The following is a 10,213-nucleotide window of genomic DNA, read 5'->3' as shown; positions in this document are numbered from 1 at the left end:
GGCCGCAGCGGGGACGAACGCCTCCGGTACCCTTGCCGCCGGGCCGGCCCACCGCAGGGCGGACGGGCCCACGACCAGGCGGAAGCCGGGGCACGGGCGAGCGCCGGACCGGGCCGGTTGGCCGGGTCGGCGACTCATCGGGTAACCTGACCAGGTTGCCCGGGCAGCACCTGCCGGCGACCTCATGAACGTATCAATCCCAGGAGTATCCCGTGGCTAGCGTGTGCGACGTCTGTGGCAAGGGACCGGGCTTCGGCCACAACGTGTCCCACTCGCACCGGCGGACCAACCGCCGCTGGAACCCGAACATCCAGTCGGTGCGTACCCCGGCCGGTGGCGGCAACACCAAGAAGTTGCAGGTCTGCACCTCGTGCATCAAGGCCGGCAAGGTCACCCGCGCCTGACGCGGTAGCACCCACCTTCTCGTACGGCTCAGCCGGCGGACCCCGAGGGTCCGCCGGCTCTGTCGTGTCCCCCGGGGGCAAACGTCGCACACCGGCCGCGCCGGGCCCGTCGGGGCCCGGCGCCCAGGTCAGAGGGTGCGACCGAAGGAGACGCAGCCCTCCGCGTCCTTGTAGAAGCCGAAGTTCGGGATCCGCTCGTACCCGGCGGAGCCGTACATGGCGATCGCCTCGGGCTGCTTGTCGCCGCACTCCAGGACCACCCGCTTGCGGCCCTGGTCGCGCGCGGAGCGCTCGACGGCCGCCAGCACCGCGCGGGCCACGCCCCGCCCCCGCGCCGCCGGGGCCGTGTACATCCGCTTCAGCTCCGCGGTGTCCGCGCCGTGGCTGCGCCAGCCACCGCAGCCGACCGGCTCGCCGGCCAGGTAGGCCACCAGGAACGCGCCATTGGGCGGCTCGAACTCGGCCGCGTCCACCGGGGTGTCGTCGCCGGTGCCGCCGTAGCGGGCACCGAGGTCGGCCAGTGCGGCCTGGATCAGGTGCTGCGCCACCGGCGCGTCGAACCGCGCCGCCCGGATCTCGATCTCACTCACGGTGTCCAGGGTACGACGGCGCGCGGGCCTCACCGGAAGTGGTCCCAGCCGGCCGGGCCGTCATAGGCGACGCCGTCGACAGTCACGCCGGCACCGTCGCTGACCAGGCCGATCGGCCGCCAGTCCGGCGGCAGCGCCACCGCCGGGGGGAAGGTCGCGGCCAGCGCGTGGTCGTCGCCACCGGCCAGGATCCAGGTGTACGGGTCGACGCCGAGTGCCTGAGCCGCGTCGGCCATCTGCCGGGGCACCTCGAACCCGTCGCGGCGTACGTCGATCGCCACCCCGCTGGCCGCCGAGACGTGCCCGAGGTCGGCGAGGAGCCCGTCCGACACGTCGATCATGGAGGTGGCGCCGAGCTGGGCGGCCTGCGGGCCGGCCTGATAGGGCACCTGCGGCCGCCGGTACGCCTCGACCAACAGCCGGGGCGTCCGGAAGCCCCGGGTCAGCACGGTCAGCCCGGCTGCCGCGTACCCGGTGCGCCCGGCCAGGGCGAGCACGTCCCCGGGTCGGGCGCCCGAGCGCAGCACCGGCGGGCGGCCTGCCAGGTCGCCCAGCGCGGTGACCGCGACGGTCAGGGTGGGGCTGGCCGACATGTCCCCGCCGACGACGCTCGCGCCGACCGTCGCCGCCTCCGCGGAGAGCCCGTCGGCCAATTCCTCCGCCCAGGCGGTGTCCAGGTCCGCCGGCATGCAGAGCGCGACCAGCAGGGCGGTCGGCGTGGCACCCATCGCCGCGATGTCCGCCAGGTTGGCGGCTGCCGCCCGGTGCCCGACGTCGCGGGCCGAGGACCAGTCCCGCCGGAAGTGCCGCCCGTCGACCAGCACGTCGGTGGAGGCTGCCACCCGGCCGTCCGGCGCGGCCACCACCGCCGCGTCGTCGCCCGGGCCGAGCAGGGTCGTCGGCCCGTACGACAGCCGAGCGGTGATCCTCCCGATCAGCCCGAACTCCCCGATCCCGGACACGCCGACGCCACCGCGGGCGTTCCGCCCGTGCTGCCCGGCTCCGCCGTGCTCGCTCACCGCTGCTCCTTGACGACCGATAGGGATCAGACCTGGTCCGTAAGGTAGTTTCACCCTTCGGGCCGCTCCCGGGCGGCGACGGACGGAGGTCGAGTCGTGGTACAGGCGTACATCCTCATCCAGACCGAGGTAGGCCGCGCACGTGACGTGGCGGGTCTCATCGCGGACATCCCCGGCGTGGTACGCGTCGACGCCGTCACCGGGCCGTACGACGTGGTCGTCCTCACCGAGGCGAACACCGTCGACGAACTCGGCAAACTCATCGTCAGCAAAGTGCAGATGGTGCCCGGCATCACCCGCACCCTCACGTGTTCGGTGGTGCGGCTGTAAGTGGACGAGATGACGACCCCCTCCTCGGCTCTGGACGACGACGGGGCGCGTGACGCGGCCGACGGGACGCCCGAGCCGGCTGACGGTAACCGCGAGTCGACCGATCCCGCCGCCGCCGCGCCGGCCGGCCGCGATCGGACCATGCGTGGCGCGGCCCTGCTGGCCACGTTGATCGCGCTGCCGATCACGCTGCTGGTGGCCGTGCTGGCCTTCAGCAAGCTCAGCCCGGACGCGCCGGCCGCCGCGCCGACGCCCTCCGCGACCACCGCCCGGGCGCAGTCCACCACCCCGGTGGAGATGGCCGCCCCGGCGCTGGCCGCCCGCCCGGCCACTGTCTGCCGGGCCCTGCTCTCCCAGCTTCCGGCGAGCATCCGCGACCTGGCCCAGCGGCCGGTCACTGCCGGTCCTGAGCAGAACGCCGCGTACGGCGACCCCGCGCTGACAGTGGCCTGCGGCGGCACCGAGCCGAACTTCCCCAGCACCGACGAGGTCTGGACTGTCAACCGGGTCTGCTGGCACCTGGCCGAGCAGGCCGACGCGGCGGTCCTCTCCACTGTCGACCGGGAGACGCTGATCACCGTGCGTGTTCCGCGCTCGTACGAGCAGCCGTTGCAGTGGCTGCCGACGATCTCCAGCACGATCGTGGCGAGCGTGCCCTCCGGCGGCGCCATCCCGTCCGGCTGCCAGCGCTGACGTCGAACCGGCTCCGCCCGCGCCGGCTGACCTGCGCGGGCGGGGCCGGACGGCTCAGTGCAGGCCGACGCCGCGCCGCTGGGCGGTACGGATCAGCCGGTTGACCAGCTTCGGGTACTCCAGGCCGGAGGCCGCCCACATCCGAGGGAACATCGACGTCGGGGTGAAGCCCGGCATCGTGTTGATCTCGTTGAGGTAGACGTCCAGTTCGGGGGTGACGAAGAAGTCGGCCCGGGCCAGACCGGCGCAGTCCAGCGCGGTGAACGCGCGGACGGCGTACTCCTGCACCTGGCGGGTCACCTTATCCGGCAGGTTGGCCGGAATGTCGTACTCGCAGGAGTCGTCGAGGTACTTGGCCTCGAAGTCGTAGAAGTCGTGGTCGGCGACGACCCGCACCTCGGCCAGCACGGACGCCTCGGGCGCGCCACCGGCCTCGCCCTCCAGCACACCGCACTCGATCTCGCGGCCGACGATCGCGGCCTCGATGATGACCTTCGGGTCGAACTGCCGGGCGGCGGCGACGGCCGCGTCCAGCTCGGCCCAGTCGGTGACCTTGCTGACGCCGAACGACGACCCGGCCCGGGACGGCTTGACGAAGACCGGCAGGCCGAGCCGCTCCTTGTCCTGCTCGCTGAGCGTCATCCCGTTGCGCAGCACCGCGTACGTGCCGACCGGGATGCCCTCGACGGCACAGAGCTTCTTGGTGAACTCCTTGTCCATGGCGGCCGCGGAGGCGAACACGTTCGCACCGACGTAGGGGATGCCGGCCATCTCCAGCATTCCCTGGATGGTGCCGTCCTCGCCGTAGGTGCCGTGCAGCACCGGGAAGACCACGTCCACGTCGGCCAGCGCCCGGGGGCCCTCGGTCGGGTCGAGCACCATCAGGCCGTTGCCGGTGGGGTCGGCGCGCAGCACGATGTCGTCGCCGGAGTCGGCGGTGATCTCCGGCAGCTGACGGGCGTTGATCGCGAGCTGGGCGGGGTCTCCGTTGGTCAGCACCCACTGGCCGGCCCGGGTGATGCCCACGGGCACCACCTCGAACTCGTCCGGGTCGAGGGCGCCGAACACGCTGCCGGCGCTGACGCAGGAGATGCCGTGCTCCGGGCTGCGGCCGCCGAAGACGATCGCCACGCGGGTCTTGCCTGGGGTGGTCACTCCGGTCACCTCTTCGTACGCGACTGCGGCTGGTCGTGCTCGCCGGTGGCGCTCACCCGGTTGACCTTACTGTGCGTGGCGGCAGGGCGAGGCGATACCCGGCGAGCCACGGCGCGACACGGCAATCGGTCAGGAGAGGATATACGGTGCGTGATCGGGCGGTAGCGGTGTCGCAGGCCAGTTGAGCTGGGCCTGCTCAGTCCCGGGAGTGCCGGCGGCCGACCGCGATGACCTTCACCCGCTGCCGCCCGGCCCGGACCATGCCCAGCGCCATGAAGGCTCCGGCGATGCGGTCGGCGGCCTCCCGGCTGCTGGCGCCGACGACCTGCCGGCGCCGTTCCGGCGCGACCCGCTCGTTGCGGTTGACGCCCTCGACGGGACGCACGTCGGTGAGCACCACGAGGAAGCGGGTCATCGCACGCCACCCGAGGGTAAGGCGGGGGGCTCCGGGCGGGTTCGCACGTCGTCTCCTTCCGGCAGGCCGGGGTGGAGGGGCGGCACGCGACGATCGGGTACGGGGGAGAAACCCGATCGCCGCGCGCCCCATCCCCTCCGGTCGCTCACCACCACCGTCGCCACGACAACCGGCGGTGAGGACGCCATAACAGATTGACACGTGTACAGCCGTGAATGCAACTCTCATCGACGTTCTCTCATGCAGACGTTCCCGCAAATGTGTGCGACCATCGATGCATGGCTCCGAAGACCGCCCGTGCCCGCCGGCTCGGCATCGCCCTGCGTCACCACCGGGAAGCCGCCGGGCTGACGCTGGAGACCGCGGCGGATGAGATCAACAGCACCCGCAGCACCCTCTCCCGGTACGAGAACGCCCAGACCCTGATCAGCCCGGCCACCGTGCGCGCCCTGCTCACGTCGTACGGGGTCAGTGCCGAGGAGGTGGCTGCGGCGGTGCAGCTCGCCAAGGACGCCCGCAAGCCCGGCTGGTGGGTGTCGTACTCCTACCTGCTGGATCCGCGCACCATCGACTTCATCGCGCTGGAGGCCGAGGCGACAGCGATCGCCAACTTCGAGCCCTCGGTGGTGCCCGGCCTGTTGCAGACCGCCGACTACATCCGTGGCGTGATGCGCGGCGGGCCGCACACCCTCGGCGACGACCTGGTGGAGCAACGGGTCAAGATCAGGCTCGACCGACAACAGCGGCTCACCGCCGACCAGCCGCCCATCCTCGACGCGATCATCGACGAGGGTGCGCTGCTACGGCCGGTCGGTGACCAGTCGGTGATGAACGGGCAACTACGGCACCTGGTCAAGATGGCCGAGTTGCCGAACATCAGCGTCCAGGTGATCCCGCTCTCCGCCGGCTACCACCGGGGCACCCGGGGTTCCCTGCACATCCTCGAGTTCGCCGACCCGGAGGACCCGATCATCGCGTCGGTGGAGACCGTCGCGGGTCAGATGATCCTCGACCGCGCCGGCGAGACGCGTACCTGCACCAAGATCATGGAGCATCTCCGAAGCGTGGCGCTCAGCCCGGCGGACAGCCGCGAGATGCTCCTGTCAGTCCTGAAGGGACGGTAGGACCGATGACACCGATGATCACAGCGGCCTTGGCCGCGGCGCCGTGGCGCAAGAGCAGCCGCAGCGGCGACGAAGGCGCCTGCGTGGAGGTGGCCGCGATCCCGCGGCTCGTGGCAGTCCGCGACTCCAAGGACCCGGCCGGCCCGGCCCTGCTGTTCCCAACGGCGGCCTGGGCCGCCTTCGCCCAGGCGCCACCGCAGCGCTGACCAGAGATGCCGAGCCGGTGCGGGCCCGAGGCCCGCACCGGCTCAGGCAACCAGAGGGCGGGGCTCCGGAACGGCGCGTAGCGCCTCCAGCGCGGCGATCGCGACGCCTCGGGCGCCGGCCATGTCCCGGTCCGGTACCAGGGCGAAGGTGGCCACCGCCGCCTGCTCCTCGCGGAGCACTGTGTGCTCGCGAACCGTCGCCAGGAACCAGTCGCGGAACTCCGGTGCCGCCTCCACCACCCCGCCGCCGACGAAGTACGCGTGCGGGTCGGTGAAGTTCGCGGCGACGGTGAACAGCCGCGCCAGCGCCATCGCCTGCTGGGTGAAGAGGTCCCGCGCGAGAGCGTCCTCGCGCTCGCCGTACCCCCGGACCAGCTTGGCCGCCCGGGCCACCGGCTCGGCGGCGAGCGGGTGGTCGGGGTACCGGGTCAGCCAGTACGGCAGCAGGTTGCGTTCGATGCCGGTCAGCGAGGCGACGCTCTCGACGTCCCCGGTGAAGCCGCAGGCGCAGGTGGGCTCCGGCTGACCCGGGCCGAGTAGCCCGCTCAGCGGGATGTGCACGTGGCCCAACTCCCCCGCCATCCCGGCCGCACCGGCGATCACCCGACCGCTCTCGACCACACCGCCGCCCAGGCCGGTGCCGACGATCGCGGACACCGACGAGCGGGTCATCGCGTCGGCGCCGAAGTAGACGTGGTGCGCGTAGAGCGCTGCCGCGTTGCCGTCGTTGTGATAGATCACCGGAAGGCCGAGCCGTCGCTCCAGCGCACCTCGCACGTCGAAGCCACGCCAGGCCGGCTGGGAGAAGTTGGTGGAGCCCCGCGACGAGATGACGCCCTCGGCGCTGGCCGGGCCGGGGGTGTCCAGCCCGACCGCCTGGACCAGGTCGCGCGGCACGCCGGTCTGCGCCAGGGCGCCGTCCAGCGCCTGGGCCAACGCCTCGATCGCCGCCTCCGGCCCGGACCGCACCTCGCTGGGGATCTCCAACAGCCCGTCCACCAGGAAGCGGCCGTCCACCGTCAGCACTGTGGCGTTGTTGCTGGTGCCGCCGTTGTCCAGCCCGACGACCACCGGCACCCCTGCGCTGCCCACCGAAACCGCCTCCCGCCGTCATGAGTGTGAGCCGAGGCTAGTGCCAACCCCCCTCCCCCGCCATGCCCGGGCGGCCCGAGCAGCCTCAGCCGGGCCGCTCGACAGTCCGCCACCGTCGATCAAGGAGTTGTGGTGGGGGATGAACTGCCCGTGATGGCGCTTATCGGGCACCACAACTCCATGATCGACCCGAGTCAGGGGCGGCGGGCGGCTATCGCGGTGGCCTCCAGGTCTTCGTTGTGGTGCACCGTGGGCACCAGGCCGGCTTCCTCGAACGCGGCGCAGAGGGCTTCCACCTGGGTGGTGCCGGCTTCTACCACCAGGTGACCGCCGGGGATCAACCACCCGGCGGCGTCGGCACCAACCCGGCGCAACACCCAGAGCCCGTCCGGGCCGCCGTCGAGCGCCACCGGGGCCTCGTGCAGTCGCGCCTCCGGTGGCATCAGCGCTACCGCGTCGGTCGGCACGTACGGGGCGTTGGCGACCACCAGGTCCAGCCGACCCCGCCACCTCTCGGGCAGCGGCGCGAAGAGGTCGCCCTCGTACACCTCGGCGTTCAACCCGACGACGTTGCGGCGCGCACACGCCACGGCCGCCGGGTCGATGTCGGCGGCGGCCAGCCAGCGCGGCGTGAGCCGGTGCGCCAGCGCGACGGTGGTGGCCCCGGAGCCGCAGCACAGGTCGACCACTGCCGGCGCCGCGCCGGTCAGTTCGGCCGCCACCTCGACCAACAGGGCGGTCCGGGCCCGGGGCACGAAGACGCCCTCGTCGACGGCTATCCGTAGGCCGCAGAACTCCGCCCAGCCGAGCAGGTACTCCAACGGAACGCCCGCCACCCGACGGTCGGTCAGGTCGGCCAGCGCCGCCGGGCTGCGCGCGGCGGCCAGCAGCAACTCGGCCTCGTCCTCGGCGTAGACGCAACCGGCTGCCCGCAACCGGCCCACCAGGGCGGCCCGGTCGGTGGCGGACGGAAGCGCCATGGGAGACGTCAGACCGATCCCGCCACGTCCAACGCGGCGGCGATGTCGGCCACCAGGTCCGCGGTGTCCTCCGCGCCGCAGGAGAGCCGGACGAAGCCGGGAGCGGTGTCGTCGCCCCACTGCGCCCGCCGGTCCGCGGTGGTGTGCAGGCCACCGAAGGAGGTCGCCGCCGCCACCAGCCGGGCGGCCTCGACGAATCGGCCCACCCGATCGGCGTCGCCCAGGTCGAACGAGAGCACCCCCGGTATCCGGCGCATCTGCGCCGACGCCACCGGGTACGCCGGGTCGTCCGGCCGCCCCGGCCACCGCAGGCCGGTCACGTCCGACCGCCCGGCGAGCAGGTCGACGACCGCGGCGGCGTTCGCGCTCTGCCGCGCCAGCCGCAGGTCGAGAGTGGCCAGTGACCGGTGGGCCAGCCAGGCGTCGAACGCGCCCGGAACCGCCCCGGTGGTGGTACGCCAGGTCGTCACCGCGTCGATCAGCTCGGCGGACCGGCTGGCCAGGTAGCCCAGCAGCAGGTCGGAGTGGCCGGTGAGCGCCTTCGTGCCGGAGGCGACCACCAGGTCGGCACCGAGATCCAGCGGACGCTGACCGAGCGGGGTGGCAGTGGTGTTGTCCACCGCGAGCAGCGCACCGGCGGCGTGCGCCCGCTCGGCCAGGGCCGCCACGTCGACCACGTCGAGGCCCGGGTTGGCGGGCGTCTCCACCAGCACCAGCCGGACACCCTCGAACGACGGGTACGGCCCGACTGTCGGCACGAACAGCACGCGGACGCCGATCGCCTCCAGCACACCGGTGGCGAACGCCCGGACCGGGAAGTAACCGTCGGTGGGGAGCACCACGGTGTCCCCCGGCCGCAGCAGGGTGAGCAGCAGGCCGGTGATGGCCGCCTGCCCGGTCGCGAAGACCCGGCAGTCACCGCCTTCCAGCTCGCCCACCGCCGCCTCCAGCAGCCGCCGGGTCGGGTTGTCGGGCCGGCCGTAGCCGTTCGGCGACGTGCCCTGACCCTCAAACGGGTCGAGGTGGTACGGCGCGGCGAAGACCGGCCCGGGTAGGAACGGGTCCCCCGGTGCCGGCTCGGGCAGGCCAGCGCGTACGCAGCGGGTGCCGTCTCCCCACTCGCTCATCGGGTTCCTCACTCGTACGACTCGGGTTTGGCGGTGCGGCTCATCAGGGTCTCCACGGCGAGGCGGGGATCCATCCCCTCGTGGCAGATCCGCTCGACGTGCTCGGTGATCGGCATCTCCACGCCGTGCGCCCGGGCCAGGTCGCGGATCGCCAGGCAGCTCTTCACGCCCTCGGCGGTCTGCCGGGTGGCGGTCTGGGCCTGCTCCAGCGTCTCGCCCCGGCCCAGATGCTCACCGAAGGTGCGGTTGCGGGCCAGCGGGGACGAGCAGGACGCGACCAGGTCGCCCATGCCGGCGAGGCCGGCGAAGGTGATCGGGTCCGCGCCGAGCGCCACGCCCAGTCGGGCCGTCTCGGCCAACCCACGGGTCATCAGCATGGCCCGGGTGTTGTCGCCGAAACCCATCGCGGTGGCGATGCCGTACGACAGGGCGATCACGTTCTTGACCGCCCCGCCCAGCTCACAGCCGATCACGTCGTCGTTGGTGTAGGGACGCAGGTACGGCGTCCGGATCGACGACTGGACGAGCGTGGCGCGGGCGCTGTTCGTCCCGGCGACCACTGTCGCGGCGGGCTGCTCGGCGGCGATCTCCGGGGCCAGGTTCGGGCCGGACACGACCACCACCCGGTCCGCGGCGACCCCGGCGGTCTCCACGATGACCTCGCTCATCCGCTTGGTGGTGCCCAGCTCGATGCCCTTCATGAGCGACACCAGTGTGGAATCCGGGTGCAGGTGCCCGGCCCACTCGGCGAGGTTGCCGCGCAGGGTCTGCGACGGCACGGCCAACACCACCACCTCGGCGCCGGTGATCGCCTCGGCGGCGTCGGCGGTGGCGGTGACCCGGGTCGGAAGCAGCAGGCCGGGCAGGTACTCCGGATTGCGGCGCTCGGTCCGGATGCTCTCGGCGACCGGCGCCCGGCGGGCCCACACCGTCACGTCCCGCCCCGCGTCCGCGAGGATCTTGGCGAACGCGGTGCCCCAGGAACCGGCACCGAGCACCGCGACGTGACCGCTCATGCCACCGCTCCGCTTCGCTTCGCGCCGGCCTGAGCGACACCACTGCCGAGCCCGACGATTCG

At 72.8% G+C, this 10,213-nt stretch carries 13 protein-coding genes; 5 read left to right on the top strand and 8 right to left on the bottom strand.

Going from position 1 to position 10,213, the window contains the following annotated elements; all coding sequences use genetic code 11:
• Positions 1-212: 212 nt before the first annotated feature.
• Positions 213-404, top strand: coding sequence for a 50S ribosomal protein L28 (gene rpmB / locus NIE79_RS26925; protein WP_007456456.1), 192 nt, complete (start codon positions 213-215; stop codon positions 402-404).
• Positions 405-532: 128 nt separating this feature from the next.
• Here the strand turns inward: rpmB and NIE79_RS26920 are convergent, their stop codons facing one another.
• Together NIE79_RS26920 and NIE79_RS26915 are read right to left on the bottom strand one after the other, a co-directional pair.
• Positions 533-994 carry a GNAT family N-acetyltransferase gene (locus NIE79_RS26920; protein WP_238681228.1) on the bottom strand — a complete coding sequence of 154 codons (462 nt, stop codon included), beginning with the start codon at positions 992-994 and terminating at the stop codon, positions 533-535.
• Between the two features lie 29 nt (positions 995-1,023).
• Positions 1,024-2,013, bottom strand: coding sequence for a thiamine-phosphate kinase (locus tag NIE79_RS26915; protein ID WP_238681227.1), 990 nt, complete (start codon positions 2,011-2,013; stop codon positions 1,024-1,026).
• A gap of 96 nt (positions 2,014-2,109) precedes the next feature.
• Here NIE79_RS26915 and NIE79_RS26910 point away from each other — a divergent pair, with 96 nt between their 5' ends.
• Together NIE79_RS26910 and NIE79_RS26905 are read left to right on the top strand one after the other, a co-directional pair.
• On the top strand, positions 2,110-2,343 hold the full coding sequence (locus NIE79_RS26910; protein WP_030487446.1) for an Lrp/AsnC ligand binding domain-containing protein: 234 nt from the start codon (positions 2,110-2,112) through the stop codon (positions 2,341-2,343).
• A 9-nt stretch (positions 2,344-2,352) separates the two neighbouring features.
• On the top strand, positions 2,353-3,036 hold the full coding sequence (locus NIE79_RS26905; RefSeq protein WP_274524705.1) for a DUF3515 family protein: 684 nt from the start codon (positions 2,353-2,355) through the stop codon (positions 3,034-3,036).
• A 54-nt stretch (positions 3,037-3,090) separates the two neighbouring features.
• On the opposite strand, the gene NIE79_RS26900 is transcribed toward NIE79_RS26905, so the two are convergent.
• Positions 3,091-4,191, bottom strand: coding sequence for a D-alanine--D-alanine ligase family protein (locus NIE79_RS26900; RefSeq protein ID WP_238681225.1), 1,101 nt, complete (start codon positions 4,189-4,191; stop codon positions 3,091-3,093).
• A gap of 196 nt (positions 4,192-4,387) precedes the next feature.
• Positions 4,388-4,606 carry a hypothetical protein gene (locus tag NIE79_RS26895; RefSeq protein WP_030335309.1) on the bottom strand — a complete coding sequence of 73 codons (219 nt, stop codon included), beginning with the start codon at positions 4,604-4,606 and terminating at the stop codon, positions 4,388-4,390.
• Positions 4,607-4,884: 278 nt separating this feature from the next.
• Here NIE79_RS26895 and NIE79_RS26890 point away from each other — a divergent pair, with 278 nt between their 5' ends.
• The gene (locus tag NIE79_RS26890; protein ID WP_091393087.1) at positions 4,885-5,730 is read left to right on the top strand and encodes a helix-turn-helix domain-containing protein; all 846 of its coding nucleotides are present in this window, start codon (positions 4,885-4,887) and stop codon (positions 5,728-5,730) included.
• Between the two features lie 5 nt (positions 5,731-5,735).
• Positions 5,736-5,936 (top strand): DUF397 domain-containing protein, encoded by a 201-nt coding sequence (locus tag NIE79_RS26885; protein WP_124817266.1) that lies wholly within the window; start codon positions 5,736-5,738, stop codon positions 5,934-5,936.
• A 42-nt stretch (positions 5,937-5,978) separates the two neighbouring features.
• On the opposite strand, the gene NIE79_RS26880 is transcribed toward NIE79_RS26885, so the two are convergent.
• From NIE79_RS26880 to NIE79_RS26865, 4 genes are all read right to left on the bottom strand, one after another.
• Positions 5,979-7,028, bottom strand: a complete 1,050-nt coding sequence (locus tag NIE79_RS26880) for an ROK family protein (protein ID WP_238681224.1) — start codon at positions 7,026-7,028, stop codon at positions 5,979-5,981.
• 194 nt (positions 7,029-7,222) lie between these two features.
• Positions 7,223-8,008: a putative protein N(5)-glutamine methyltransferase gene (locus NIE79_RS26875; RefSeq protein ID WP_238681223.1), complete on the bottom strand. Its 786-nt coding sequence runs from the start codon at positions 8,006-8,008 to the stop codon at positions 7,223-7,225.
• 8 nt (positions 8,009-8,016) lie between these two features.
• The gene (locus tag NIE79_RS26870) at positions 8,017-9,135 is read right to left on the bottom strand and encodes a cystathionine gamma-lyase (RefSeq protein ID WP_238681222.1); all 1,119 of its coding nucleotides are present in this window, start codon (positions 9,133-9,135) and stop codon (positions 8,017-8,019) included.
• An 8-nt stretch (positions 9,136-9,143) separates the two neighbouring features.
• On the bottom strand, positions 9,144-10,151 hold the full coding sequence (locus tag NIE79_RS26865) for an NAD(P)H-dependent glycerol-3-phosphate dehydrogenase (RefSeq protein ID WP_238681221.1): 1,008 nt from the start codon (positions 10,149-10,151) through the stop codon (positions 9,144-9,146).
• Positions 10,152-10,213: the final 62 nt, after the last annotated feature.

The sequence above is a fragment of the Micromonospora trifolii genome, from assembly GCF_022229005.1.
Taxonomy (GTDB): Bacteria; Actinomycetota; Actinomycetes; order Mycobacteriales; family Micromonosporaceae; genus Micromonospora; species Micromonospora trifolii.
Note: the sequence above shows the minus strand (reverse complement) of the source record. Positions and strands in the feature narration are given on the sequence as shown.